Source organism: Bacillus pumilus, from assembly GCF_024498355.1.
Taxonomy (GTDB): domain Bacteria; phylum Bacillota; class Bacilli; order Bacillales; family Bacillaceae; genus Bacillus; species Bacillus pumilus_P.
The window spans coordinates 306646-333394 of the sequence record NZ_CP101833.1 but is presented as its reverse complement, the minus strand read 5'-3'; the positions used below and the strand labels follow the sequence as shown (position 1 = coordinate 333394).

The 26749-nt window shown below is 43.1% G+C and carries 24 protein-coding genes; 3 read left to right on the top strand and 21 right to left on the bottom strand.

Features of this window, described 5'->3' with window-relative positions; translation table 11 throughout:
- Positions 1-3: 3 nt before the first annotated feature.
- The 6 genes from NPA43_RS01815 to NPA43_RS01790 all read right to left on the bottom strand — a co-directional run bounded on the left by NPA43_RS01815 (position 4) and on the right by NPA43_RS01790 (position 6807).
- Complete coding sequence (locus tag NPA43_RS01815; protein WP_256499283.1) at positions 4-1764, bottom strand: thiamine pyrophosphate-binding protein; 1761 nt, start codon at positions 1762-1764, stop codon at positions 4-6.
- A gap of 38 nt (positions 1765-1802) precedes the next feature.
- Entirely contained in the window at positions 1803-2576 is a 774-nt protein-coding gene (gene aroD, locus NPA43_RS01810) for a type I 3-dehydroquinate dehydratase (RefSeq protein ID WP_256499282.1), read from the bottom strand.
- Between the two features lie 13 nt (positions 2577-2589).
- A complete protein-coding gene (locus NPA43_RS01805) occupies positions 2590-4023 on the bottom strand; it encodes an aldehyde dehydrogenase family protein (protein ID WP_230031251.1) in 1434 nt (477 codons plus the stop codon).
- The gene (locus NPA43_RS01800; protein ID WP_099726119.1) at positions 4020-4877 is read right to left on the bottom strand and encodes a citryl-CoA lyase; all 858 of its coding nucleotides are present in this window, start codon (positions 4875-4877) and stop codon (positions 4020-4022) included. The genes NPA43_RS01805 and NPA43_RS01800 overlap by 4 nt, the downstream gene beginning before the upstream one ends.
- 320 nt (positions 4878-5197) lie before the next feature.
- Entirely contained in the window at positions 5198-6019 is an 822-nt protein-coding gene (gene nadE / locus NPA43_RS01795; protein ID WP_099726120.1) for an NAD(+) synthase, read from the bottom strand.
- A gap of 191 nt (positions 6020-6210) precedes the next feature.
- Positions 6211-6807: a DUF1989 domain-containing protein gene (locus tag NPA43_RS01790; RefSeq protein WP_256499281.1), complete on the bottom strand. Its 597-nt coding sequence runs from the start codon at positions 6805-6807 to the stop codon at positions 6211-6213.
- A gap of 79 nt (positions 6808-6886) precedes the next feature.
- On the opposite strand from NPA43_RS01790, the gene NPA43_RS01785 reads away from it, so the two are divergent.
- The gene (locus NPA43_RS01785; protein ID WP_256499280.1) at positions 6887-8233 is read left to right on the top strand and encodes an amino acid permease; all 1347 of its coding nucleotides are present in this window, start codon (positions 6887-6889) and stop codon (positions 8231-8233) included.
- Here NPA43_RS01785 and NPA43_RS01780 read toward each other — a convergent pair.
- The 7 genes from NPA43_RS01780 to NPA43_RS01750 form a co-directional block, all read right to left on the bottom strand.
- Complete coding sequence (locus NPA43_RS01780; protein ID WP_256499279.1) at positions 8228-8986, bottom strand: YqcI/YcgG family protein; 759 nt, start codon at positions 8984-8986, stop codon at positions 8228-8230. The two genes, NPA43_RS01785 and NPA43_RS01780, sit on opposite strands and share 6 nt — an antisense overlap.
- 217 nt (positions 8987-9203) lie before the next feature.
- Positions 9204-9437 (bottom strand): UPF0715 family protein, encoded by a 234-nt coding sequence (locus NPA43_RS01775; RefSeq protein ID WP_256499278.1) that lies wholly within the window; start codon positions 9435-9437, stop codon positions 9204-9206.
- Between the two features lie 463 nt (positions 9438-9900).
- Positions 9901-10530, bottom strand: a complete 630-nt coding sequence (locus tag NPA43_RS01770) for a LysE family translocator (protein WP_099726124.1) — start codon at positions 10528-10530, stop codon at positions 9901-9903.
- Positions 10531-10655: 125 nt separating this feature from the next.
- Positions 10656-11843 (bottom strand): MFS transporter, encoded by a 1188-nt coding sequence (locus tag NPA43_RS01765; RefSeq protein WP_099726125.1) that lies wholly within the window; start codon positions 11841-11843, stop codon positions 10656-10658.
- A 53-nt stretch (positions 11844-11896) separates the two neighbouring features.
- The gene (locus NPA43_RS01760) at positions 11897-12943 is read right to left on the bottom strand and encodes a Gfo/Idh/MocA family protein (protein WP_099726126.1); all 1047 of its coding nucleotides are present in this window, start codon (positions 12941-12943) and stop codon (positions 11897-11899) included.
- Positions 12940-13806, bottom strand: coding sequence for an HAD-IIB family hydrolase (locus tag NPA43_RS01755; RefSeq protein ID WP_099726127.1), 867 nt, complete (start codon positions 13804-13806; stop codon positions 12940-12942). The genes NPA43_RS01760 and NPA43_RS01755 overlap by 4 nt, the downstream gene beginning before the upstream one ends.
- Positions 13781-15106 carry a DegT/DnrJ/EryC1/StrS family aminotransferase gene (locus tag NPA43_RS01750; RefSeq protein WP_256499277.1) on the bottom strand — a complete coding sequence of 442 codons (1326 nt, stop codon included), beginning with the start codon at positions 15104-15106 and terminating at the stop codon, positions 13781-13783. The genes NPA43_RS01755 and NPA43_RS01750 overlap by 26 nt, the downstream gene beginning before the upstream one ends.
- 109 nt (positions 15107-15215) lie before the next feature.
- On the opposite strand from NPA43_RS01750, the gene NPA43_RS01745 reads away from it, so the two are divergent.
- Entirely contained in the window at positions 15216-16205 is a 990-nt protein-coding gene (locus tag NPA43_RS01745) for a LacI family DNA-binding transcriptional regulator (RefSeq protein WP_099726129.1), read from the top strand.
- Positions 16206-16245: 40 nt separating this feature from the next.
- Here the strand turns inward: NPA43_RS01745 and NPA43_RS01740 are convergent, their stop codons facing one another.
- The 3 genes from NPA43_RS01740 to NPA43_RS01730 form a co-directional block, all read right to left on the bottom strand.
- Positions 16246-17868, bottom strand: coding sequence for an L-lactate permease (locus tag NPA43_RS01740; RefSeq protein ID WP_256499276.1), 1623 nt, complete (start codon positions 17866-17868; stop codon positions 16246-16248).
- Positions 17869-17911: 43 nt separating this feature from the next.
- Positions 17912-18859: an L-lactate dehydrogenase gene (locus NPA43_RS01735; RefSeq protein WP_230031245.1), complete on the bottom strand. Its 948-nt coding sequence runs from the start codon at positions 18857-18859 to the stop codon at positions 17912-17914.
- 214 nt (positions 18860-19073) lie between these two features.
- On the bottom strand, positions 19074-20504 hold the full coding sequence (locus NPA43_RS01730; RefSeq protein WP_249705170.1) for a YfcC family protein: 1431 nt from the start codon (positions 20502-20504) through the stop codon (positions 19074-19076).
- A gap of 153 nt (positions 20505-20657) precedes the next feature.
- Here NPA43_RS01730 and NPA43_RS01725 point away from each other — a divergent pair, with 153 nt between their 5' ends.
- Positions 20658-21785, top strand: a complete 1128-nt coding sequence (locus tag NPA43_RS01725) for a M20 peptidase aminoacylase family protein (protein WP_099726133.1) — start codon at positions 20658-20660, stop codon at positions 21783-21785.
- Positions 21786-21842: 57 nt separating this feature from the next.
- On the opposite strand, the gene NPA43_RS01720 is transcribed toward NPA43_RS01725, so the two are convergent.
- The 5 genes from NPA43_RS01720 to NPA43_RS01700 form a co-directional block, all read right to left on the bottom strand.
- Complete coding sequence (locus tag NPA43_RS01720; protein WP_099726134.1) at positions 21843-22565, bottom strand: SDR family oxidoreductase; 723 nt, start codon at positions 22563-22565, stop codon at positions 21843-21845.
- Positions 22566-22699: 134 nt separating this feature from the next.
- Positions 22700-23455: an alpha/beta fold hydrolase gene (locus tag NPA43_RS01715; RefSeq protein WP_256499275.1), complete on the bottom strand. Its 756-nt coding sequence runs from the start codon at positions 23453-23455 to the stop codon at positions 22700-22702.
- Positions 23456-23563: 108 nt separating this feature from the next.
- Positions 23564-24448, bottom strand: a complete 885-nt coding sequence (locus tag NPA43_RS01710; RefSeq protein WP_230031242.1) for a glycine betaine ABC transporter substrate-binding protein — start codon at positions 24446-24448, stop codon at positions 23564-23566.
- Positions 24448-25302 carry a glycine/proline betaine ABC transporter permease subunit OpuAB gene (gene opuAB / locus NPA43_RS01705; protein ID WP_099726137.1) on the bottom strand — a complete coding sequence of 285 codons (855 nt, stop codon included), beginning with the start codon at positions 25300-25302 and terminating at the stop codon, positions 24448-24450. The genes NPA43_RS01710 and opuAB overlap by 1 nt, the downstream gene beginning before the upstream one ends.
- Positions 25303-26532: a quaternary amine ABC transporter ATP-binding protein gene (locus NPA43_RS01700; protein ID WP_099726138.1), complete on the bottom strand. Its 1230-nt coding sequence runs from the start codon at positions 26530-26532 to the stop codon at positions 25303-25305. It lies immediately after the preceding gene.
- Positions 26533-26749: the final 217 nt, after the last annotated feature.

The window sequence follows — 26749 nt, the reverse complement described above, 5'->3', positions numbered from 1 at the left end:
TTTTTAATTCACACTGACGTGTGAGCGTTTTGTATTTGGTGAATAAATATCATTGATATTCCAATGCCCATCAGTAGGCACAGGATCATTTTTCATTGCCACATCAATCACACACGGCTCTTGGGATGAAATTGCTTCAGCTAATGCCTCTTTGAATTCAGCAGCGCAAGTAATTTTTATTCCTTTCATTCCATAACCTCTAGCAATGGTGGCAAAGTCAGGAGAATAGCTCTCACCATCTTTTCTAAAGACCGTGCCATAAGTCGTCTCATAATGTGCCATTTGTAAGCCGGCAATCGTCCCAAACGCACTGTTGTTCATCACAATCCACACAACAGGAATGTTTTCTTCCACGGCTGTTGCCAGAACAGATGGGTTTTGGCCAAACCCGCCATCTCCAACAAGTGACACAACGACACGATCAGGCTGAGCAACCTTTGCTCCAAGTGCTGCGGGTGCTCCGAATCCCATCGTCGCAAACCCACCTGGTGTTAAAATCGTACCTGGCGTATACACAGAGAATTGCTGTCCTACTCCATTTTTATTCCAGCCAACATCGGTTGTAATAAAAGCATCTGCAGGCAATACTTCACGTACTTCCTGCAAAATACGCTGCGGCTTCATCGGGAAGGATTCATCTTGAATATTCGTCAGATTGCTCTTCCGAAATTCCTCACGATATGCAGCAATGTCTTTTTTCAATTCAGGTCGATCCAGACCTTTTGGCAGTCTTTCTCTCGCCACACGGTTCAGCACGGTTAACGCCTGCTTGAGATCAGCTACAGCTCCAATTTCTACTGGATAGTTCCGTCCAATTTCATTCGGGTCAATGTCAATATGGATCAGCTTGGTTGTTGAGAAGTTAAATGTATATTCCGATTCCCAAGAACTTGCATCCGCTTCAGCAAAACGTGTTCCCAAGGCGAAAATGTAGTCCGCCTCTTTACACTGATCGTTGATGAACTTTGTGCCCCAAAACCCGGTCATTCCAAGGGTCATTGAGTGATTATCCGGCATCGCTCCTTTCCCCATTAATGAATGGGCAACAGGGATACTGAGGTGCTCAGAGAATGCCTTTAATTCCTCCGCAGCATCGGCTAGTAAAATGCCTCCTCCTACATATAAAAGTGGTTTTTCAGCCTGCAGTAATCGGTCCATGATACGATTTGCCGTATGATCATCAATGGATGGTTTTTCTATTGTGTGTGTATGTTGTTCCATTTGTTTAAATAGGGAAACATCTAAGTCTTTTGAAAACACATCCATTGGAACTGAAATGAGTACTGGTCCAGGACGGCCGCTTTCGGCTAACTGAAATGCTTTTGACAAAATCTCTGGGAATAATTCTGGAATGTCGACACGCCATGCTCTTTTCACAAAAGGTCGATAAATTTCATATTGAGAAGCATCGGAATGAAGATTAATTTCTTGATGTGGGTGCTTTCCGTAGTAATGACTTGGGACATCTCCTGCAATAACAACCATTGGAATGGAATCAAGTGCTGCATTCGCCACTCCTGTTGCCGCATTCGTAAGTCCCGGTCCTAAATGACTGAGAACAACAGATGTCTGTTTCTTCGCTCTTGCATATCCATCTGCCGCGTGTGCAGCAATCTGTTCATGTCTCACATTCACAAATTTGATACTGCTTTTTTCAAGCGCTGATAGAAAAGCAATATTCGTATGACCGCAGAGGCCAAAAATATGCTCGACTCCCCGGTTTTCTAAATACTGAATGACCTGTGATGATATATTCTTTTTCATATTTCTCTCCTCTCTTGGTGCAGCTATGACTCTACTACTCACTCATTCTTTGAAAACACAACAGATAAAACGGTATTCAAATCTTGTATTGCGACTTGACCAGGGGCTGAGCTTTCTTTCCCCACGGCAAAGGTCATGTCTGACCCAAAAAGTCCGCCAATCATTCTTGTAAAAGCTCCATACTCTCCCATTGCCATTGAGATGAGAGGCACCTTCAATTGATTTTTGGCATGACTGGTTGCATAGAGCAGCTTTAATGCATCCTCATATGAATGCGGCATCACAGCTACCTTTGCAATGTCAGCGCCAACCGATTCCGCATTACCGAATATTTGCACGAGACGAGCGACTTCAGGCGTACTGTCAAAATCATGATAAGAGACAATCAAGGTCACCCCATTCTTTTTGGCCGCTTGACTGACTTTCTGCATAAATTTCTCATCATGCATCAATTCATAATCAATGGCCTCCACAAGTTGAGTGGCACATAGCGTTTCAAGCAGCGTTACCTTTTCTTCCGTTGAAAGCGATATTGGTTCGCCGCCTTCCTTTTCAGAACGAATGGTGAACAAAATTGGAATTCCCTGCGCCTTGTCTTTCATCCAATGAAGGGTCTCTATTACTTGTTCCTTATCATGGAGGTTCGTAAAAAAGTCAGCTCGCCACTCAATCACATCGGGTTTCTTCTCGGCTAACACCTCTAGTTCATGAAGCAGTTCTTCCTTTGTTTGCCCTATTAATGGAGTACAAACCATCGGCCGACCACCTGCCTGCACGACTTTCAGCTTGTGCTGAAATGCATTTCCATCCATACCTGCTTCCCCCTTATATCCCTTCTGGAAGGACGACCATTTTGGTTTCCGTCATCTCTTCAATGGCGAAACGTGGACCTTCTCTTCCAATACCACTTCGCTTAATACCGCCATATGGCCAGTGATCCAATCTGAAATTCGATGTCCCATTGATGATCACGCCCCCAGTTTCAAGCTCTTTCGCTGCGTGTAACGCTACAGCCAGCTGGCTCGTAAAGATTCCGGCTTGCAAACCGTAGCGGCTATCATTTGCTTCTTTGATCGCTTCATTTAAATCTTCATAAGGAAGGATGCTGACAACCGGACCAAATACTTCCTCGCACACGACTTTGGCCTGTTTTGGCGGGCTGAGCAAAATAGTTGGTCTAACGCTTGCTCCATTTCTTTGTCCTCCAGAAATGATGCTAGCGCCCATTTTCTCTGCTTCTTGTATCCAAACTTCTACACGTTTTGCTGCCTGTTCATCAACCATACAGCCGATATCGCTTTCACTGGACAGCGGATCTCCAACGATGAGCTGATCCACTTTTTCTTTTAGTGTCTCAGTAAATGTTGCCAGGATTTCCTTGTGGACATAAATTCGTTGAACGGAAATACAACTTTGACCAGAATTACTGAAACCCGTTTTTGCGCAAAGGGATGCAGCTTTTTCAATATCCGCATCATGATGGACAATAGTAGCTCCATTTCCACCAAGCTCTAGTAGTACCTTTTTCAATCCAGCGGAATTAGAAATATGTTCTCCGCCAACTGCGCCTCCGGTAAAAGAAACAAGATTTGTTCTTTCATCCGTCACTAATTGTCTTCCGGCATCTACTCCACCGATAATGAGCTGCACGCTTTTTTCAGGGAATTCCGCTTCAAGCAGCAGTTTGACAAATGCTGTGGCAACCGCTGATGTTTGCGGAGCCGGTTTTAATATAATGGCATTCCCTGCTGCAAAAGCAGGACCAATTTTGTGACAAATGAGATTGAGTGGTGCATTAAAAGGAGTAATGGCTAACACCACACCAACTGGCACTTTAAATGTCATCGCCATTGCTCCCTGTCCGCGAGATGATACATGACCAGGAATGGTCTCCCCTATTAATCGATTGGCTTCTTCGGCTGATTGCACTAACGTTTCAATAGATCGTGAGACTTCATCTCGTGTGTTTTTAAGCGGCTTTCCTAATTCTAAAGAAATGAGTTTCGCAAAATATTCTTTTTGATCTTCTAGCAATGTAGCTGCTTTTTTCAAAAGAATCGAACGATCTAACGCTGACATACCCACTAGTTGTTTTTTGATTTGCTGTGCAACAGTAAGTGCGTGTTCTATATCTCCTGTTGACGCTAAATAAGATGTGCCAATTGTCTCTCCAGAGTACGGATTGATGATGTCCTCTTTTTCACGATTTGCTTCAAGCCAATCTCCACCTACATATGACAACGCTTTCAATTCACTCAAATTGTCTCACCCTCCTTCAAATGCCGCGTTCCATGCCCAACGTAACGAACCAGTCTTTCTTCATTTGGACAAGGTCCTTTCACGAGGGCTCCCCTTGTCAGCTCCTCGTACGCATGCGCCACAATGCCCATTCCTCTTGATAAGGAAAAGATGCCTTTTGCTGCTTCAGCCGGGATGTTTAATTCACATTGAATCGCAGCTGATACGCCATCTATGTTCATCGTTATTTTTTTCCCTTTTCGGTTTTCAAGTTCGTGCCTGATTGCCTCCGCTAACCTCAAGTAAATACCGCTAATATGACCGTGCTCGACATAGGTCTGACTCAATTCATATAAACGTCTCACCCGCGGATCGTCATCATGCAGCTGATGGCCGATACCTGGTATCTTGGCTTTACGGGCTAACCAAGCCTGACACACTTGCTTTGCCGCATATTTTATATCTTTGTTTTCATCGTAAATTGATTTTGCCTCGTACAGCATACACATCGCCTTTTCGCCGGCACCACCGTGAATATCACCTAATAGATTCATCCCTGTCGCTACAGAGGAATTAAATGAAATGCCACACGTAACGGCCATTCTTGCTGCTGCAATAGACGGTGCCCTTGGCCCATGGTCTGCACCTGCGACAAGAACACTCTCAAAAAGGGCAGCTTTAGAATCATCCAGCAATTCTCCGACAAGCAATAAATAAAGCATCTGTGGATATGACAATTCGCCAATGAGCTCTTCAATTGGATACCCTCGTAGCTCAATGGAGTTTTTCTGAATATCACTAATCTCTGTCTCCCACCAAGCACCCCCTTCGTTGTATATTTCCAGTGCACTGCGATTTTTCATTGTGTCATTCATTCCTTTAGCTTATTTTTGGAGATGAAGCTCCTCTTATTCCGTCTAGTGGAATTTAATTTCACTTTTTGGAATGTGATTTCATTGTAAGCGCATTCGTTTTTGCCGTCAATATTTTTTCTGAAAATACAGTCATTTATTGATGAATTAAGTGAATCGAACTAATCATTTCACTATCTTATCAAAAAATTCACCCTTCATTTAGTAAAACAGACGCAAGTATATCGTTCTACTAATTTAAATGCAACATGTTCTTTTTATTCTGTCAAATTCACCTGAAATTAAAAACCCTCTCCTTCACTGGAGAGGGTTCCGGCATTTTCTTATTTCCACCAGTCATCAAACATTGAAGCTGGTACTTGGCGTTTATGTTCTGATTGAACATAGCGCTTTTCAATCGCTTCAGCAGCTTGATCGGAAACTGGTTTTCCTTCTAAGTAATCATCAATTTCATTGTACGTAATACCGAGTTCTGTTTCATCCGTTTGCTGAGGCTTGTCATCCAGCAGGTCGGCTGTTGGTTTCTTTAAGTACAGGCGTTCCGGTGCTTGAAGAGCTTCTAGCAGAGTCCGTCCTTGGCGTTTCGTTAGACCCGTGAGCGGCAGAACATCTGCACCTCCATCACCATACTTCGTGAAGAAACCGGTCACTGCTTCAGCCGCATGATCTGTACCGAGGACAAGTAACCCTTCCTCTCCACCGATGGCATACTGTGCGATCATTCTCATACGTGCTTTCACATTCCCTTTATTAAAGTCAGACAGCGGCTTGTTTGTTTCCTTTTGATACTGATCACTGAATGCAGCCACCGCAGGCGCAATATCGTATTTCCATGACTTGTCTGGCTGTATAAATGATAGAGCGAGCTGAGCATCGTCTTCATCCTGCTGCACGCCATGCGGGAGACGAACCGCAATAAAGACAGCATCTTCTTTTCCTTCTTGACGCAGCTCAGATGCAGCCAGCTGAGCGAGACGGCCAGCAAGCGTCGAATCCTGTCCGCCGCTAATGCCGAGGACGAAGCCTTTTGCACCGGTTTTTTTCAAGTAATCCTTTAGAAATCCAACCCGTTTTTCGATCTCCTGCTTTGGGTCAATTGAGGGCTGCACATGCAACTCTTGGCTGATCTTTTTCTGCAAACTCATACACTTTTCCTCCTAAGCATCCTCTACATGAAGAGAACAGGTTTTACTCTCAATTTAATTGGTTTGACAACGATTTTAGAATCTTCATTATAGCATGTTTTCTGAAGGTTATTTTGTTAGACGTTCCCCTTTTTCATAAATGATCAAACATTCACAAACGAAAGAGACCAAGTCTTTTTTTGAATGGCCTTTCAATCAATTTCCACACGTATAGAAGTACAGCTTGAACCATTGCACTTTCCTATATCAGCTGGACATGCGGATATTGCCACAATGAGATCCATTTCGGCACGCAGACGAATATAATCACCGGGGAGCGATTTTGGCAGTTCCACAGACAGCTTTCCTTTTTCATCAATGACTGTATTCATAAAGGCGTTAAAAGGGTAGTACATATCCTCTTTCGGAATACCGAACGGCTCAAAGGCTGTACGAAGATTATCGTAGCATGTATGCACCGCCTCTAAGTGCGTCCGGCCATATAGGAGCTGATACATTTCTTGCCGGCACGCAGGCATGTATAAATCATGGCATTCTACTGTATCTTCAATGACCGTAAACATCGGTTTATATAAATTAGAATAGAGCTTATCACCTTTTTTCACTTTGGAAGAGGACAGGCTGTCCATTGTAGCGCCTTGGTCAAATTTTTCATAAAAATCTTTTTCATGATAAGCCATCACATCTGCTACTTGCTGGCCTTCGACATCGACTACTCGCATACATTGGCCTTTTCCTAAACGAAAGCCGCGCCCATCTTTTGGTAAAATCACGTATTCTCCGTTCATCACATGCACTCCTTTCCATGACAGTATGCCCAAAACGTCCCTTTGATCATGTATAAAAAAAAGAGGCGGTCACAAGCTAATGTCATTGAATTGGAAAGGTGTTGCACGTACATTGAAAGAACAATCTTTATCTTGGTGGCAGCTTTCTCTCATCGGAGTCGGCTGTACAATTGGCACTGGCTTCTTCCTTGGTTCCAGCATCGCCATTACAAAGTCCGGTTATTCCGTCTGTATTTCATTTTTTCTTGCTGCAGTCGGCACATATCTCGTCTTTAAACATTTGGCTGCGATGACAGCAGAAAACCCTGATAAAGGGTCGTTTTGTTCTTATGCTCGTAAAGCGTATGGACGCTGGGCAGGTTTTAGCAATGGCTGGGTGTATTGGTTTGCAGAAATGCTGATTACAGGAAGTCAGTTGACCGCGATTTCTCTTTTTACCCGACACTGGTTTCCATCCGTTCCGCTTTGGGTGTTTTCTGCGATTTATTCCGCTCTTGCTCTGCTCGTCATTATCATTGGGCTGTCTTCTTTTCAAAAGACTGAAAATGTCCTTGCGGTGCTGAAGACCGGAGCGATCCTGCTGTTTATGATTCTCGCCGTCCTTGTTTTATGCGGCATTCTCACAGATCATAAACCGGCCCTCCATCTGCCAAACAAAGATCACGAATGGATGCCGCTTGGTCCGCTTGGTCTTTGGAATGGATTGATTTATGCGTTTTATGCATTTGGGGGAATTGAAGTCATGGGGCTGATGGCGGTTCATTTAAAGGACCCGAAGGATGCTGCAAAGTCTGGACGTGTCATGCTGATCATTCTAGCCGTCATCTATATCGTCTCGATCGGACTTGCTCTCTTGCTTGTCCCAGTGACAGCCTTTAACGAGAACAGCAGTCCATTTATTACATCATTAGAGCCATTTCATTTGTCAATCTTTCTTCATATCTTCAATGGCATTTTCATTATTGCCGGTTTTTCTACATTGGTTGCTTCTCTATATGCGGTCACGACTCTTCTTGGCACGATGTCGGAGCATCAAGATGCACCTGCTTGTTTTAAACAAAAAGACCCATCTCATGTCAGATGGTCTTCGATTATCTTAACTGCTGCTGGATTAATTGTCTCGATTTTGCTTGCACTCTTTTTGTCCAAACACATCTATGAGCACCTCACAACAGCAGCCGGTCTTACCCTTCTGTACACATGGGTGTTCATCCTGTTCTCAAGTAAAAAGCTATCAAAGCCATCCACTCGCCAAACGTGTGAAATGATTCTTGCGCTGCTCTTAATTGGAGCCGCCGTTTCAGGGACATTGACAGAGGCCAGCGGACGACCAGGCTTTTTTATCAGTATTGGGATCATTGCAGTAATTGCCATCATGGTGCTATTTATGAAGAAAAAGTGGAAACAGGATCAGACCGCATCATAATTTCATCATGTTTTTTAATGCAGTAAATGGACATTTGGCGGAGGCTGGTTTCTCCGCCTCATCATCTGAGAGGAAATATTGCTTCCACTCTAAATTCTTCTGATCCCCATACCATTTTAACGCAGGGTGTACATCTACTTGATCATATGCCTTGAGCCGCTTACGAACGAGTTTGCTCATTTTTTGTCCAAATGTGGTCGAACCATTCATCTTCTCAAACACCCACCTTGGCTGAAACGCCATCATGACATAAGGGAAGTGACGGCTTTTTCTAAGCTTGTGAGCAGGTGTGGCGCATAAAATAAAATAAGGCTCCCCGTGAAAACAAAACTCCCATTCATGATGCTCAGGATCTGCCGGAATGTCATCAGGCCATTTCATTTCATCTTTTTGATGTAATCGTTGAACGAGCGACCAAAACTGATCCTCAAACTCTTCAATCGAACGATCTTGCAAATCCTGAGGCGTTTCAAAAAAGCAGATGAATGAAGCATATTGACCGGTTTGTCTTGAACAGCTTTGATAAGCCCTTAACAGCTCTGCAAGCTCATTGACAGCTTCTTCTCCCCTCGGGTCACCAACAAAACCATAACGTAAATGATCGAGGAAAAATCCTTGTCTTCCTGGTACACAAGGGAATGTATCTGCCTCATCTCCTACCATCTCTCCAAATTGCGTGAAAGCATCCTGCTTCCATCCTTCTAGCGATCGTAGATTTTGATCAAGGCAACTTTTTGCATACAGCTGGGCCATTTCCTTCCACCTCGTTTTAGCGTCTTCTCCATAGCCTATGAGAAAAAAAGGCTGTGGTGACTGTCCTTCAACGACTTTCCCTGTGCACCCATAAGGTGGATCTATTGGTTCAATTGAGTCCAATTATGTATGATCAAGTGTATGTAACCATCATGCTACTCCTTTTAATAGAGAGCGCACTCTCGCTTTAGTAATATACAGATGACCTCGTAAAACCCTATGATCGGTTCTTCATCAAAAAGACGGAATCCAACAACCAATAAATGAGAGCGGCGCAAAAGCTAAACAGATAGACTTTGTAGCTAATGAACACGACAAGTCCATCATCAATCCACAAAGCCAACGCCGAACAAACAACCCACGCCGTAATCAAATAAATCAGCAAATCACGGCCTCGAAACTTTTTAGGGTTTCGGTGTAAAACAATTTGTATCGGTGCAGCAAAAATCACATAGCAATCAAAATCAAAAGACTGGTTATCTCCATATAACTGAAGCCCACTTCAGGCGGAGTGAATAAGATGGTATACACGAATGTCGCTGAAATGACAGACAACATTAGCATACATGCATAGTTGAATACTGGCAGAAAAATGCGCATGGCAGAAGCTCCTTGAATCAATTTTATATTCCACCATTAATCAAGTATGTTCTATGTCTGTCAATCCTTACAAAAAAACAGACTGATTGCGTCAGTCTGTTTCAGATTGTTGACAAAGGGCTAAAATGACCTTTATTTTAGCCCTTTGTCTTCTTTTCAGCGTGATAGAAAACCTTTGAAGTCTAGGAAGGACGAGCACCGGAGCGGAGCGAATTTGACATTCGTGAGCACCGGCGCGCAGACCTGACAACGAATGCGAGGGTTTGTCTACACGCTGAAACAGACTGATTGCGTCAGTCTGTTTTACAACATTTCTACCCAATCAATGCCATGATGCCTTGATACCCAAAATAGGCACCGAAGCCAAGTAAGGATACACCTGCAAGAACAGATAAGCCATGTAAAATGCGCTCATTCAAGTAGCGCCTAAACGTACTTGCAAGTAACGCCATACTGAAATCCCATATGAGCATGCCGATAAAAATAGCCATGCTGTACATCAGCATTTGGGAAGCCCCATACTTTTCGATCGTATTGGCCAAAATACTGCCATAGATTCCAAGCCAAAATAAAATACTGAGCGGATTGGAAAGAGAAATGAAAAATCCCGTCATGAAGGAATGGCCAATCGTTGTGTTTCCTCCGTCCTTCTTTGGACTCTCCTGCAAATTGATTTTACGCAGACTTTCAATGCCGGTATAGGTCAGAACGAAAAAGCCAAACAGCCACAAAAAGGTTTTCACAAGAGGTGCGGTCAAAAGCTGGGCGACACCAAAATATATGAGAAGCATATAGACGATATCCGCAGCCATAGCCCCCACACCAAAAATCCACGCGTGCCAAAATCCACTTTTAATCCCTCTATCGATTTGGGCTGCATTGACTGGCCCAACAGGCGCTGAAAGTGACAACCCTAAAAAGATATAACCAAAAAACACCGCCACATAGACGTCCTCCTTTTGATGCTGACTTGTACATGTTATTCAAACTTTCTGTGTTTTAGTACAAGTCCTTTGTCATCTTTTCAGGCGGACTCAAAAAAAGAGGAGCCATTGGGTACGCTGCTTACCTACCGATCTGCTTTCAGCGCCGACTGCTGCGGAAGGGCCGTTTCTCTTTTCCTGAAGCGATTCATTTGAATAGCAGCCGCAAACAGAAGAACGGCTAAGAAGGCGAAAACAAAGATGGCACTTGCCGCTCCTGCCCATTCAAGGCTAAATCCAATGAAAAAGGACAAGCAGGCTCCGCCCAAACTCGCGGCTGCAATAAAATAACTCGTTGCCTCGTCGATGGCATTTTCAATCATTAATGCAGAGGCAGTCAGCGCAATTGGAAACATGCCAGCTGCGCACAAGCCGATGAAAAAGATGAGAATCAGCTGTGCGGCTATGTGGGTTGTCAGTGCAAATACAACGAGCAGCAGGATCATGAGAGCTGCACTGAGCTTTAAAAAACGCAGCGGATGCAGCTGATCTGCTTTTCTCGCAATCACGGTTCTGCCGATGACAATCGCCGTCCAAAAAGTGGAGACAGCAAAGAGACCCCAATTGTCCCCCCCTTTTTCCAGCATGATAGACGGCAAAAAGTTCGCAAAGTTCGTTTCAATCCCTGCATAGAAAAAAGCAAAACATATCATGAGCACGACAATCATTCGATTGCTGCGATCAACAAGCAAAGACGGCTTCTTCATCTTTTGAGAAGGAGCTGCCATCTGCCCATGAGGCAATTTGTTCATAAAGACAAGCCAGAGCATGAGGAAAAATGTCAGCGCACCCACCTGAAATAAAAACACATAATGCCACGTCTGTTCTGTGACGGTCAGCAGAATCAAAAGAGGGAATAGGAGTGCACCCAATCCAAAAAAGACTTCCATGATGCTAATTCGTTTAGCACTGTTTGCCATTGAAATCACATACGCCCCAGCTGTTGTCTCAAGACTGCCCGCACCGCTCCCAAGAAAAAACCCTGCCAGCACAAGCGTTGTCCAGCCCGGCACCAAAAGCCCAAGGAGAAGTGAGCCGATCATCAGCAGCAAACCCATGGTCAGAACTGCGCCATAGCCTTTTTTTCTCACAAGAATGGGGGATAAAAGAACACCTGTCAAAAAACCAATAAACTGAAAAAAGATTAAAGAAGATAATTCCCCGGGACCCTTATCATAACTAGACAGCAAATAAGGAGTTAAGCTGCCAAAAAACACATGAATGGTCCCAATAAAAAAATAAAAGACACAGCCAAAATAAAACACTTTTTTCATCTTTTCACTTCCTCTAAAAAGGAGCGGAGTCATAAATCCTCCGCTCCACCTCTTTAATATGCACGGGCAGAAACGACAGCCTCTTCCCTCTCGAAGCACGTATTGAGCGCAGCCTGCGCGCGATATCCATCTTCAAAATCAGCCACCTTCATATGAGATGGGTATGGATCTGTATTCACCCAATGCAATAGCTGATCACGGAATGTATCGGACCATCCGTAAAATTCATTAAGCGGATCAGTCAGCAGGGTTTGCGGCATTTGATGACGTTCTACACTTAAACCATCACTAATTTCATATTCGTTTTTCATGTTCGTATGGTATTTGAATACCTTGTCATGGCCAATCACTTCTACACTAAATCCACATTCCTCAGGCTGCGAGCTTTTAGACGTCACCAAATGAAAGAACACTTGATTCTCCATTTGCCCAAAAATTTCGGTATGATCATCGACCTGCACCTTTTTCTCTTCTTTTTCCTTTACATGTGTCAGCATCTTCGTGTTAAGAGATTCTTTTTTCATTTCACTGCCAAATAAGTACCACAGCATATCAATCAAATGAATCCCAAGATCCCCCAGAGCGCCGCTTGTACGCAGACTCTCGCCGCTGTCTCTCCACGAAAATGTTTTTCTCCTGAGGGCACTATTTTTCTTAAAGTGTGTCCTGACTGTTAAAATTCGGCCCAATTCACCGTTGGCAATTAAGTTCTTCAAAATATTCACAAAGGATAAGTACCGATAGTTAAAACCAATACTGGCCTGAACCTGGAACTGTTTGGCTGTCTCCACCATTTCCTTCGCTTCTTTCAACGACACAGCCATCGGTTTTTCGCATAAAATCGGCTGTCCCGCTCTTAGCGCCTGAAGGGCATGGTCCTTGTGACAAAAATTAGGGGAGGCAATGATCAACCCATCAGATGCATCCGCTAGCGTATCGATACTTGAATACACCCGCCCTCCGTACTGTTTAATGAATCCCTGTGCTACTGATTCGTGCAAATCATAGACTCCAGATAATTCTGCACCTTTGATCGTTGATAATGCTCTTGCATGTGCTTTTGCAATATTCCCAGCTCCAACAATTCCAATTTTCTTCATGAATGTGCCTCCTCATGTTTATACATCACTGTTTTCAGTGTTTCGTAGATTCCTTTTGCATACCCATGATGACAAATTTGGTGATGGTGCCGTTTGGCCTCGGCCGTCGCATTTTGGACGAGAAACCCGTGCGTGACGGATTGAAGCATCTTCAAATCGTTCCCACTATCTCCAAAGGCAAAGCCTTGGTCTTTTGATAGATCATATTGACTCAGCATAAAGCGGACAATTTCATCCTTTCCTGTCCCGACTGGTAAAAAATCGACATCATAGCAATCCGCAGGGTCTCCTGCGAGTGGGTTGCATTTGTTGATGTTGACTGCCACACCCCGCTCCTTGGCAAGCGTTTGTATGAACGAGAGATGATGAAGGTCTGTCCGTTCATCCTGCTCCTGATAATAGAAATTCTTCTTATATCCTGAGCTGCCCAGCTGCGTTTGCGCCTTGAGGGTAATCCCCTTTTCACGTACGGTTTGCAGGATGTCTTCGATTTTTTCATCTGAAAAACCCTGTGCATCCAGCCGTTTCATCCATTCCGCATCTGGCTGTCCAAATTGAGCATCCGACGTATACACAATCTCAGTTCCTAAGTTCGACGCAATGAAATGCGGAAATTGGCTGAAGCCGCCTTTTTCCATTTTGCTCGTGACAGAATCGAGGCTGCTTCCCGTCACCCAGCCCAGCATGAGCTGCCCTGCTTCACTCTTTTCTGCCACAAATGCTTCCAGCCGCTTTACATCCTCCCTCTGCTTCTCCGTCATCCCGTGAGAATAATAGGTTTCATCAAAGTCACAGAAGACGATCCACTGAGGGTTCTGCGGCTGATTTAACAGCTTTTTATTGAATGGAAGATTTGAGAACATGACGGACCCCCTCGATGACTTTCTCCTGATCTTGCAGCGGCATTCCTGGGTAAAGTGGCAAATGGAGCAATTGCTGTGCTGCTTTTTCTGTGTGCGGAAGCGTCGTTTGTTTATAGTTTTGAGAAACAAGATTTGTTTGATGCTGATGCGATAGAATTGGGTAATAGACATCTGTCTCTATGCCCATCTCCAGCAATTGCGCCGCCAGCTCATCTCGGTCTCCTTTCAGCACCCTGATTGGGAATAGATGCCATACATGATCATCCGTCAACTTCGAAAGCTTAATATACCCTTTATCCTCAAGCGATTGCAGCTGATCAATGTATCGCTTTGCTAAGTAAAAACGTTTAAAGTTTTGCAGACCTAAATACTTCATCCTTTCTAGTCCGATCGCTGCCTGCAAGTTATCGATCTTGGAATTAAAGCCGTAGTCACTGCGTTTGACATTTTTCTTTCCAGGTTCAAAGCCGTGATAGCTGATCTCCATGCATTTTTCGGCTAAGGCTTTATCATTCGTTGCGATGGCTCCTGCCTTTCCGCAGACTCCGAGATTTTTGTATGGGTTAAAGCTGAGAACAAGTCCGTCTCCAAATGCCCCAAGACCGCTGCTGCCAATCGCCTGACAGCCATCCTCAATGATTTTCAGACCATGCTGCTTCGCAATTGCCGAAATGGCCTTCATATCCGCTTGCTTTCCATATAAATGAACCGGAAGAATGCATACCGTCTTATCCGTGATATGTTTCTCTATTTCACTCGGTGCCAGACAGTAGGTGTCTGGGTCAATATCGGCATAAACCGGAACAGCCCCAACGGCAAGTACTGCATTTTCTGTTGCAGCAAAGCTATTGGCTGGCAGAATGACCTCGTCTCCTGGATGGACGCCTGCTGATATGAGGCTGATCATGAGGGCATCTGTTCCACTTGACGTGGCAATGACATATTTTTTTCCTAAGTACTCAGCGAGCGTTTTTTCAAAACGTGGAATATATGGCCCTGAAGTAAAACGGCCAGAATTCAATACTTCTTTCAGCACCTGCATAATATCATCGATCTCATCCTCTGAAATCAATTTATCAACTGGCAGGAACGGTATCTTTTTTTCCTTATTTTGTTTATAATGGAAGAGAATTTTTTCCAAGCCCGTGTGCTCAATATCTTGCTCCAGGAACGTCACCAGCTTTTCATTCGCTAGATGCTTTTCAACTGAATCAGACTTTACTTGAACACCTTGATTGATCATATCCAGCAAAGGTAGATAATCCTTGCTTTTACCTGATATCTTCGTCAATATTTGCATTCCATTCCCTCCAATTAATCAATTCCATTTGTTAATATTTAACTTGTTTCACATTGTAAATGATGTTATCGATTTCAGAACAATAACTTTGTGTAAAGGATTTGTTAATATGTGTACAATTTATGAAATTGCCAAGCGCTGCGGGGTTTCAACCACTACTGTTTCTAGGGTGCTGAATCATCATCCATATGTGTCAGAGGAAAAGCGGCAGCACATTTTACAGGTGATGAAGGAAATGGAGTATACGCCGAGTTCAGCGGCTCGCACCCTTCGTTCACATCAGACAAAGACCATTGCTGTGTCTGTCCCGGCTGTGGACCATCCTTTTTTTGCACAATTGATTAAAGGCATTTCAAAGGAAGCACTGGATCAAGGGTATAAAGCTATCGTGCTCCAGACGTTTTACCAAGAATCCCTAGAGATCGAAGGGCTTCAATTATTAAAAAGAAAAGAAGTAGATGGCGTCATCTTAGGGGCATTAGAAAATAAGTGGGAAAAGATCGAGCCGTTTTTAGCAAACGGCCCCATTGTCATGGCGAATGAATATCATCAAACAGCAGACATCCCGATTATTGGATACGATGAGCGCGAAGCCGCCTATAAAGCTGTTGACTATTTGATTCGGTCAGGACGTAAATCGATTGGGTTTTGCTTTGATACAGAAAGTAGTGAGGCACAGAAACAAAGAAGACAGGGCTATCTTGATGCGCTTTCTGCTCACGGTTTGCCGCTAAATGAAGATTGGCTGTTTGGGGAGGCCTTTACCATTGAAGACGGCTTTCGCTTAATGGATTTGATCCATGACATGCCGGATACACCTGATGCCATTTTTACCGGCAATGATCAAGTCGCAGCAGGGCTCATTAAACAAGCCATTTCATATGGTTATCAAATCCCCGAGGATCTAGCGGTTATCGGCTATGACAACCAAGACATTTGCGAGGTGACGGCTCCAACGATCACCACCATCGACATCCCGATCGTAGAGCTTGGCCAGCGGTCTGTGCAGCAAATGATCCAGCTCCTGCAAAACCAAAAACCATTAGAGCGTGAACATATTCAGCTGCCTACCCGGCTCGTGACAAGAGAATCTACATAAACAAAAAAAGACTGATATGGCTCTCAGTCTTTTTTAAAACCTATACAAATTGAGCAAGAATGAACGTCCATATACACACGATGGCAAGCAGGATGACACTGTACTTCACTGTCTTTTGGAATAGCTCAGATTCTTTACCTGTTTCTCCAACGGCTGCTGTAGCGATGGCGATTGATTGTGGAGAAATTAACTTCGCCATGACACCACCGGTTGTATTCGCACCGATTAACAAACCTGCCTGTGAGCCGATTTGAGAAGCAGTGACCGCTTGAAGGTTACCGAATAATGCGTTGTTACTCACGACAGATCCCGTAATAAACACACCGATCCAGCCAAGTACTGGGCTGACAAGCGGGAACAAATCGCCTGTTTTTGCAAGCGCAAGTCCAATTGCAGAGCTCAGTCCGGCAAAGTTCGCCAAGCCTGCAAAACCCATGACAAAACAAATGGTGAGAACAGGTACCCACAGCTCCTTCACCGCTGCTTTTAAGCAGGCAGCGCCTTCTGTTAATTTAATATGTTTACTAAGCAATCCTGTCAGCATGACCGCAATGAAAATGGCAGTACCTGTTGCACTGATGACATCAATTTTAAAGATCGCATCAATGGGGGTTTCTGTTTGTGCAATTGGTGGTAATTTCACAATTTGCTGATGTAGAAACGGCATTTTCACTAAAATCGTCGTCCAATTGAGTGGTCCTCCTACAGCAAACAATGCTTTAAATGCTGGCAGACTCCATACAGTAATAACGGCAGTTAAAATATAGAATGGAGACCATGCTTTCAAGACTTCAACTCCGCGATACGTTTGTTTCTGTTCAATGGCTGGTGCTCCTTCTTCACGATAAATGTGTTTTGGCTGCCATTTTCGAAGAAATAAAGCCAAAATTCCCATACTTGCTAAGGCTGAAATAATGTTGGCAAGCTCAGGGCCCATCATCACCATCGTTACAGCTTGCAAAATCGCATAACTTCCACTAACAACAAGCAAGGCTGGCAGCGTTTCTTTGATCCCTTTGAAGCCGTCTACAATCAAAATGAGTAGAAACGGGATACAGAAAGAAATAAATGGGATCGTATACACAAGGGTTTGAGATAAAGCGAGCGGCGTCATATTGCCCATTTGCGCCCCTGTAATGACTGGGATGCCCACTGCACCAAATGCGCCAGACGCAGCATTGGCAATTAAGCAGAGCATTGCGGCTTTGAGTGGCTTAAATCCAAGCTCTGTTAAGAGGGCGGCACTGATCGCTATCGGTACCCCAAACCCAGCTGCTCCTTCTAAAAATGCGTTAAAACTAAAACCAATTAATAAGAGCTGAAGACGTTGATCTTGAGATATTCCTGCAATACTAGAACGAATGACATCAAATTTTCCAGATTTCACAGCAATTTTATAGAGCCATACGGCCATGATGACGATATATCCAATCGGCCACAGCCCATTAGATATACCGAGCAGCACAGCAGATAGTGCCTTTTCAACTGGCATATGAAAGAAGAAAACAGCTGTTACAAAACTGACGATTAAGGTAAAACAAGCGGCTAAAACACCTTTTAACTTAAATACGGTTAATGCAAATAGAAAAAATAAAATTGGAAGCATTGCCACCAATGCACTTACGAACTCATTACCAAACGGATCATATATTTGCTGCCACATAGTGATTCATCCTTTTCTGCTCAGATAGATTGTCTTTGATTGATTAAAAATGAGGAGCCAAAATCTCTTTTAGCACATTTACACTGTGTGCGAACTTTTCTTTTTCCGTCTCGTCCAGTGCAAGCTCCATAATTTCTGTTGCACCATTTCGGTTCACAAGGGCAGGTACACCAATGTAGACATCTTCTGCTTCGTACTCTCCATCTAAATAAGTGCTGACAGTCAAAATGCTGTTTTCATTGTGCAAGATCGCTCTTGTGATGCGGGCTAAACTCATCGCTACGCCGTAGTAAGTGGCACCTTTTTTCTCAATAATTTGGTATGCGGCGTGACGGACATTTTCCATGATTTCATCTAAGTCTTCTTGTTTGTATTGATCATTTCTCTTCATTAATTCTGTAATCGGTACACTCCCGATATTCGCATGACTCCAAACAGCAAGCTCTGTATCACCATGCTCTCCAATGATGTACGCATGCACGTTGTGTGCCGCTGCTTCAAAATACTCACTGAGCATGTATCTAAATCTTGCGGTATCAAGAGTGGTCCCACTACCAATCACTCGTTCTTTTGGAAGTCCACTGAATTTCCAAGTGGCATATGTCAAAATATCAACAGGGTTTGTGGCAACTAAGAAAATGCCATCGAATCCGCTTTTCATCACATTGTCTACAATGCCTTTAAAGATATTTAAATTTTTCTCAACAAGGTCAAGTCTCGTTTCACCTGGCTTTTGGTTCACTCCAGCACAGATACACACAATATCTGCATCCTTACAATCCTCATAATCTCCATACCACGTATTCACAGGATGCGGGGCAAATGCTTTCCCGTGGTTTAAATCCATTACGTCACCCATTGCTTTGTCTTGATTCAGATCAATCACAACCAATTCATCTGTGATCGCTTGATTTATTAATGTAAAGGCATAACTACTGCCGACGAAACCTGCTCCAATAAGTGCTACTTTGTTTACTTTTTCGTTTGTCATGTTTCCTCATCCTCCTGAGTAAAACTAGGTTGTGTTTATTTGTGAAGTATTTCACATACTTATTGTGCAATATTTCACAAACTTTTGCAAGGGGGTTACTCAAAAAAATATGTAGCGAATTTGTGAACACACTTATTGTGCTTTAAAACCGCTGTTTCCATACATATTTCCACAAAAAAAGCTGCCAAACTCTCTTCAGCAGCTTCATACATATTTAATAAGGTCCCCAGTTGATCATCACTCCGATACAAATAAACACAAGACCGATGACAAACCAAATGAGCGCAAGCGGCACCATAAAACGCAGCCACTTCACATAAGGAATACCACTTGCTGCAAGCACAGCCATCAACACACCTGAAGTAGGATTGACACAGTTGACTACTCCTTCGCCGAGCATGACAGCTTCTACAGCTACCTGTCTCGTGATGCCCATTAAATCAGCCAGCGGCGCAAGAATCGGAATAAAGACAACAGCTTCTCCTGACCCTGATGAAATCAAAAAGTGAAGAAGCGCACTTGCCATATACATCCCGATCGCACCAGCAATTGGACTAAATCCTGTCAGCATACTCGCCAAGCCATTGACCACTGTATCAAGCAATTTACCGTTTTCTAGAATAACTGAAATGCAGCGCGCCATCCCGACAATAAGTGCGCCGTATACAAGGCTTTGACAGCCGACAATAAACGTTTTCGCAATATCATTGGCTGCTAATCCGCCAAGCAGTCCAGCAGCGATCGCCATAAAAATAAACACACCCGCCATTTCCTTATCGGTCCAGCCAAGCTGAAGCGCGCCATATAAAAAGCCCCCAAGTGACAAACCACACACCGCTAAAATCAGCTTATGTCTGCTGGTAAAGGCAGGCTTGTCCACTGATTCCGCTTCAGCTCCTCCAAGCCCCTTAGCAGGAAACCATTGATCGCCAAGAAGGCTTCCCTTTTCTTTATTCTTCAGGCGCCTTGTATATAAGTAGATGTACACAATACTAGAAATCAGAAAGCAAAGATAAATAATGACACGAAGACCAATTCCAGAAAAGATTGGCAGCTCTGCAATCGTTTGAGATAAACCTAGTGGAGATGGTGATAAAATCGTTGCGTTAAAGCCGGCATAACAGCCGATGTAAATGACCGCCGCCCCCGCCACAGCGTCCCACTTCAAAGATCGTGCCACAATGATGCCGATAGGAATAAAGCCAATGACAGAGTTCACGACAATTCCGGTCGTCCCAAGCACAGAAAATAAGCCACCGACAATACAAATGAACAGTAACTGCTTTGTTTGAAACCGGCTGATGACATGGTGAATCATCCCGTTAATTGCACCTGTCCGTTCCAAGATCGCAATGGTTCCGCCAGTAAATAAAATCAGAAAAATAATAGAAGATGACCCCACCATTCCTTCTTGAATGGCTGTGAAAAAGCCAACCGCACTCACTGGTGATTGATCAATGCGATGATAGCTGCCAGGAACGGCTGTTGTGATATCTCCTGATGTTTTTCGGTCAAATTCACCTGCTGGTACAAAATACGTTGCAATGGTACAAATCAGTGCAATCATAAATAAGAGCACATACGCATCCGGCATTTGAAGTTTTCGTTTTTGCTTCTTAGGTGCTGATACTGTCGCTGTTTTCATCTGGCATAACCCCTTTGTCCCGATCAGAATTTCACTTAATTTTCTGAATAATCAAATGATGTGTTATATTATAAACATCGATGATATTTAAGATCAATATTATTTCACTAAAAGAATGTTTTGGCAGATTATCTGTCAGCAAGGAGGCTTCTCATGACAACTTTGACAAACGAAATGAAACAAACCGTGACAGACATCTTTGAGCACCTGCATGCCCATCCAGAAATAAGCTGGGAAGAAACGAATACGACCGCTTATATCGAAGACACTTTAAAGAAGCTGGGCTGCAAGACACGAACATTTGAAGACTGTACAGGGGTGATCGGTGAAATTGGAGAAGGCGCACCAGTGGTCGCAGTGAGAGCCGATATTGATGCACTTTGGCAGGAAGTAGATGGGGTGTTTCAAGCCAATCATTCATGTGGTCACGATGCGCACATGACGATGGCCCTCGGCACCTTCATGGCATTAAAGGAAAAAGAACGACCGAACGGCACGATCCGGTTCATTTTTCAGCCAGCTGAAGAAAGAGGCGGAGGCGCTCTGAAGATGATTGAAAAAGGTGTGTTATCAGATGTCGATTACTTATACGGAGTGCACGTGCGCCCAATTCAAGAAACACTAAACGGACGCTGCGCTCCAGCGATTTTACACGGGTCAAGTAATCATTACATCGGAACAATTATTGGAGAGGAAGCGCACGGTGCACGCCCACACCTCGGTATCAATGTTATTGAAGTCGCTGCTACCCTCGTGCAAAGACTAGCGCATATACATGTCGACCCAAGAGTAGCGCATTCTGTGAAAATGACCAATCTGAATGCAGGCGGCGGCAGCTCAAACATCATACCTGGTAAGGCTTCTTTTACACTAGATATTCGGGCACAAACAAACGAAGTGATGGATGAACTAGAAAAGGAAATTGAAAGAGCTTGTCATTCTGTAGCGGACGCCTTTGGCGCTTCTATTACACTTTCAACAGATCATCGTTTGCCAGCTGCGACATTAAATGAGGATGCCGTCCAGATCATGTCTGATGCGATTGAACACGTTTTAGGCAAAGAGCAGCTCGATCCGCCGATCGTGACGACAGGTGGAGAGGATTTTCATTTTTATGCAGCAGAAGTTCCGCATATCAAATCCACGATGCTCGGATTAGGCTGTGATTTAACACCAGGGCTTCATCATCCTTATATGACATTCGACCGCTCTGCTATCTTTACTGGCATTGAGATTTTGACTGAGGCTGTATACAAAACGCTTCAGCAGCATGTATCGTAAAATAAAAAAAGCCACCCGTCTTTTCTTAAAGCGGGTGGTCTACTTTATTCCGACCATTTAAGCATTCAAATCTGTCATCGCTGGGACGTTGATTTCTTTCACACAAGATACCCTTGATAAATGAATCACGCATCTCGCAAGCTCCACAATATCTTGCACAGGTATTCTTGTTTCATCATATAGGGTGATGGCTTTTTCTGCTCCATCTTCATAAGGAATCTCAGCCGCAAGCTCTCCTGGATTGATGCAGGTCACGGATATTTTATCTTTTCTCACATGCTCTCTCAGTGCATTCACAATCCCGCGCAATCCAAATTTAGACGCTACAAAGGAAACCTGCGGCAGGTTCGTATGGTCGAGTCCCGCAGTAGAGCCAATCACGATGATCTTTCCACTCTCAGATTTCCTTACGTGCGGAAGCAATGCTTGGATGTAGGTAATGGTTGAGGTAACATTCACATTGATTAAATGAGCGATATCCTCTGGCTGATCCTCATCGAAAGAATAATCGTCTTCAAAGCCTCGTTTCTCCCATAAACCCACATTATAAATCAGGACATCAATGGCCTTGTTCCCCAATGCTTCGAGCATAAAAGGGATATGTGTTTGGCTTGATAAATCGATTTTCAGCCAAATTCTATGTACTCCGTCATCTATGTTCAAACTGCTTGGTTCACTTCGTGACACAATCCAAACTGTATCTCCACTTGAAGGAAGACCTTTCACAAAAGCATCCCCTAATCCTTGACTTGCACCGAAAATGATATAGTTTTTTCTCATTAGCTCCTCCTTCTATGGCTCACGAGCTTCCAGTCGTGCAACAGCTCAGCTGTAAGCATGTTTATATCTATATCATACAAATTCTAAGACACGGCTGCCCCTTTTATGCCTTTCTTCACTTCATCATGGCATGACTACCTGATTTCTATTAATTCAGCTGGTAACTCACGCGCCTCTACAAAGCATTTGATCATTTCGGTAAAGAGGTCTTTCTTTTCAAAAGTAAACGTATGTCCAATGGCTGGAACGATGAATCCTTCTGCCTTTGGGTGTGCATTCGTGATTTTTTTCGCTGACCGTTTCATGATGCCTCTTTCCTTTTCTCCTACTGTCACAAGAATCCGTGCTTTTGCTTGCTGAAACGTGTCTGGCAGCTTGTAATGAAGGTTTTCTTGAAACATTGTAAGAAGAATTTCCTTTTGCAAATGTTTCGAATCAGCCGCATAATGTTCCAGTACATGCTTTGGAATCCCCATCTTTTCAGCTTGATGCTGGATAAACCAATCTTTCTTTAATAACGGGTACGTAAGAGGTAAAATAGGCTTCACCATCAAATAGAGCCACGGCAATGGCATCACAAGGGCGCTATTGATCACGGCTATGTCTACGATGTCTGGCTCTCTCGATAACATATCAACGGCAATCTGCGCACCTAGAGAGAATCCAATGAGAATGACTGTACGGCCGTGCGCATGCTCCTCAATCCATGAGATGATCTCACGGGTGCTTTCTCGCATGGAAAACGGCTGTTCATTTGCTCTTGTCCCATGACCGATGAGATCAGGGGTATAGCAATCATATACTTCTTTAAATGTTTCAATCTGTTCCTGCCACATCCAGCTGCTTACTCCTCCACCATGCAGGAAAATCATGATTGGCTTATCCATCATCGACAACTCGTCCACCATCCTTATGTATAAGAAAAAAGCAGCCGCTTTTTGAGCAGACTGCTTTTTCCATAGCTCCCTTCTATTATAAGGGAACTGTTACATAATTGGCTATTTTTTCAAATCCTCTATGGAATTCACGTTCTTCATATATGTCGGAACAACTAGACCAATTTTAACACCTTTCATACTTGTTCCCACATCTTCATATTTGCCTTTAAATTTCTCTGCGTATACTTTATGTGTTTGTGGCAACCATGCTGCAAGTGAAGCATCTGCGCTTCCATCAGCAATCGCTGTCCACATTGGACCAGCTTCAACTTGAGTCAATGTTACGTTATAACCTAAATCCTCTAACACTTTTCCTACCACATTTGTACTAGCAATTTCACTATCCCAAGCAACGTAGACAAGTTTCATTTTTTCTCCATTTACCTTATCTACACCTTTAGTCCATTTACTTACTAAATCCTTATGCTTCTTCACAAAGTCCGCAGCCGCATCCTTTGGCTTTTTCCCTTCTTGGATCGCAAGCATGACTTCTCCCATGTCATCTTCAGACCAGTTAAACTGACTAAGTAATTGATTTGCTTGAGGTTGATCCTCTGCAAAACCTTTCCTTGTGATTGTGTGAATTTCTTCTGCTTCACCAAACACACCCTTAGGGTCTTTTAAATACTTCAAATCATACTTAGAAAACATCCAATGAGGATTCCATCCAGTGATGATGATCGGTTCTTTTTTATCATAAGCTTTCTTTAAAGACGCTGTCATAGAAGAACTAGATCCTGAAGTCACTGACCACTTAGATAAATCGTAATCCTTTAAAGCATTATCTGCAGCTTCCATAATTCCCGCACCTGGGTCAATTCCAGTAATTTTATACTTCACCTGTTCTCCAACTGTTGCATCTTTATTATTTGTTGCACTACCACAAGCAGCTAATCCCAAAGTCAAAATCGCCGCCGCACTTATCCCTACAATTTTCTTAAACATTAAACGTCCCCCCTAGTTTTTTTGGTTTTTATATTTTGTGTAATTCGGTCAAGAACAATAGCCAAAATAACGATGGCAATCCCTGCCTCTACACCAGTTCCTGTTTTCAATTGAGTCACAGCTCGGTATACTTCTTCACCTAATCCAGGCGCACCAACCATTGATGCAATGACAACCATAGATAAGGCTAACATAATGCTTTGGTTAATCCCTGCCATAATGGTCTTTGTCGCAAGTGGCAGCTGTACTTTAATTAATCGTTGACTCGTTGTCGAACCAAATGCCTCAGTCGCTTCAATTAAAGTGGCCGGAACTTGTTGGATACCTAATATCGTCATTCTAATCGTTGGAGGCATCGCAAAAATAACAGAAGCTACAACTCCAGGTACTACCCCAATATTAAAGAAGAAAATAGCAGGTAACAGATAAACAAAAGCAGGCATTGTCTGCATTAAGTCTAAAATAGGTGTAACAATCTGCCTAACTGTATTTTTCTGTGAAGCCCAAATACCAATTGGAATACCGATAATAATCGAAATGATAACAGATGTTAAGACCAAGGATAATGTCTGTAACATGGCACTCCAATAGCCTAGATAATCAATAATAAAGAAACCAACTAAAGCAAAGATAGCAATTCCTCTTTTACTAATAAACCACGTAATACCAGCAAAAATAATCGTCAAAATGATGGGTGGAACAAATCCTAAACCATCTGTAATCATTTGAACAAATGCAGCTAAACCATTAGCAATACCATCAAATATACCGCCAAAAGTCGCAGTTAACCAATCAATAAATTGATCAATCCAATCTGCTAAAGGGATTCTAGGAAGTGATGATAAAGATAGCATTTAGTTCACCTCCTGTGTATGAATTAAATTAATGTATTGATCGTTTCCTGCAAGCGCTCCAATGAGTGCTCCTTTCACAACGATACCCTTCATACGGTTTTTATCGTCTACTACAGCAATTGGGATATTGGATTCAGAAACAAGTTCAAAAAGATCAGTTAAAACCGTATCTTGGTGAATGGTTTTCATATTTTGATGGATCACATCTTTTAAAGTCAGTTGATTTTCCGTTGCACGCTGCGCCTCTTCAGCAGAAATGACCCCCAACAGGCGATTTTGTTTATCAACAGCATAAATCGAAGATATACCCAAGTTTTTCATTAAGGTTAGAGCAACTCTTGGCCCCTTATCAATCTGAACCGTTTCAGCTCTTTTCATAATATTCCCAGCTGTCAACACTTTAGACAAATCTACATCCTCAACAAATCGCTCTACATATTCGTTTGAAGGATTCATTAATATCTCTTCTGGTGTACCAATTTGTACAATGTTACCGTCCTTCATTAATACAATACGATCACCAATTCTAAGAGCTTCATCTAAATCATGTGTAATAAAAACAATCGTTTTGCCGACCGAACTATGCAGGTCTAATAGCTCGTCTTGCATGTCCTTTCTAATAAGTGGATCAAGCGCACTGAATGCTTCATCCATTAATAAAATGTCTGGATCATTTGCAAGTGCCCGAGCTAGTCCGACACGTTGCTGCATTCCTCCACTTAATTGGTTTGGATACTGATCCTCAAACCCTTCAAGTCCTACAAGCTTGAGTGCATCCATTGCTTTTTGCTTTCGTTTTTCTTTTTCTACACCTTGCAATTCAAGTCCGTATTCTGTGTTCTCCAGAATTGTACGATGCGGGAACAATGCGAAGTTTTGGAAGACCATGCTCATCTTTTTTCGTCTCACTTCACGCAATTGATCCTTTGACATATTTGTTATCATATCCCCATCAATATATATTTCTCCGGAGGTTGGTTCGATTAACCTATTTAGCAGCCGCACAAGTGTGGACTTTCCGCTCCCTGATAGCCCCATGATGACAAATATCTCGCCGTCATAAACATCAAAATTTGCTCGATTGACACCAACTGTTGCGCCAGTCTCTTTTAGGATATCTCTTTTTGTTTTCCCTTGTTCAAGCATTTGAGATGCTTTTTTAGCATTTTTACCGAAAATTTTAGATACATTATTTATCTTGATCTTGATATTTCTCTCTTCAGAATTCATTTTTTCCCTCCAAATTAGCATCTTTATAACCGTAACATAAGCGTTATGATGCGAACAATCTTTAGAATTCGCTTATTTCCGCACAATATGTATGAATTCCATATAGAGGTCTGGTGATTAGAGACCATACGCCGTTTTACTCTTAAATCCTATAGAATGCTTCAAAAACTACATATTTTACGGGGTATTTTCTCTCATCAGACAATATTTTACTGTA

What these genes read in the sequence shown, in the direction of transcription:
- NPA43_RS01780 (WP_256499279.1), bottom strand. Translation starts at nt 8,986, where the DNA reads ATGGCCCAGCTGTATGCAAAAAGTTGCCTTGATCAAAATCTACGATCG.
- NPA43_RS01725 (WP_099726133.1), top strand. Translation starts at nt 20,658, where the DNA reads ATGACAACTTTGACAAACGAAATGAAACAAACCGTGACAGACATCTTT.
- NPA43_RS01715 (WP_256499275.1), bottom strand. Translation starts at nt 23,455, where the DNA reads ATGATGGATAAGCCAATCATGATTTTCCTGCATGGTGGAGGAGTAAGC.
- NPA43_RS01760 (WP_099726126.1), bottom strand. Translation starts at nt 12,943, where the DNA reads ATGAAGAAAATTGGAATTGTTGGAGCTGGGAATATTGCAAAAGCACAT.
- NPA43_RS01765 (WP_099726125.1), bottom strand. Translation starts at nt 11,843, where the DNA reads ATGAAAAAAGTGTTTTATTTTGGCTGTGTCTTTTATTTTTTTATTGGG.
- NPA43_RS01790 (WP_256499281.1), bottom strand. Translation starts at nt 6,807, where the DNA reads ATGAACGGAGAATACGTGATTTTACCAAAAGATGGGCGCGGCTTTCGT.
- NPA43_RS01745 (WP_099726129.1), top strand. Translation starts at nt 15,216, where the DNA reads ATGTGTACAATTTATGAAATTGCCAAGCGCTGCGGGGTTTCAACCACT.
- NPA43_RS01800 (WP_099726119.1), bottom strand. Translation starts at nt 4,877, where the DNA reads ATGAATGACACAATGAAAAATCGCAGTGCACTGGAAATATACAACGAA.
- NPA43_RS01700 (WP_099726138.1), bottom strand. Translation starts at nt 26,532, where the DNA reads ATGAATTCTGAAGAGAGAAATATCAAGATCAAGATAAATAATGTATCT.
- aroD (WP_256499282.1), bottom strand. Translation starts at nt 2,576, where the DNA reads ATGGATGGAAATGCATTTCAGCACAAGCTGAAAGTCGTGCAGGCAGGT.
- NPA43_RS01785 (WP_256499280.1), top strand. Translation starts at nt 6,887, where the DNA reads ATGTCATTGAATTGGAAAGGTGTTGCACGTACATTGAAAGAACAATCT.
- opuAB (WP_099726137.1), bottom strand. Translation starts at nt 25,302, where the DNA reads ATGCTATCTTTATCATCACTTCCTAGAATCCCTTTAGCAGATTGGATT.
- NPA43_RS01710 (WP_230031242.1), bottom strand. Translation starts at nt 24,448, where the DNA reads ATGTTTAAGAAAATTGTAGGGATAAGTGCGGCGGCGATTTTGACTTTG.
- NPA43_RS01720 (WP_099726134.1), bottom strand. Translation starts at nt 22,565, where the DNA reads ATGAGAAAAAACTATATCATTTTCGGTGCAAGTCAAGGATTAGGGGAT.
- nadE (WP_099726120.1), bottom strand. Translation starts at nt 6,019, where the DNA reads ATGAGTTTGCAGAAAAAGATCAGCCAAGAGTTGCATGTGCAGCCCTCA.
- NPA43_RS01750 (WP_256499277.1), bottom strand. Translation starts at nt 15,106, where the DNA reads ATGCAAATATTGACGAAGATATCAGGTAAAAGCAAGGATTATCTACCT.
- NPA43_RS01815 (WP_256499283.1), bottom strand. Translation starts at nt 1,764, where the DNA reads ATGAAAAAGAATATATCATCACAGGTCATTCAGTATTTAGAAAACCGG.
- NPA43_RS01740 (WP_256499276.1), bottom strand. Translation starts at nt 17,868, where the DNA reads ATGTGGCAGCAAATATATGATCCGTTTGGTAATGAGTTCGTAAGTGCA.
- NPA43_RS01735 (WP_230031245.1), bottom strand. Translation starts at nt 18,859, where the DNA reads ATGACAAACGAAAAAGTAAACAAAGTAGCACTTATTGGAGCAGGTTTC.
- NPA43_RS01730 (WP_249705170.1), bottom strand. Translation starts at nt 20,504, where the DNA reads ATGAAAACAGCGACAGTATCAGCACCTAAGAAGCAAAAACGAAAACTT.
- NPA43_RS01755 (WP_099726127.1), bottom strand. Translation starts at nt 13,806, where the DNA reads ATGTTCTCAAATCTTCCATTCAATAAAAAGCTGTTAAATCAGCCGCAG.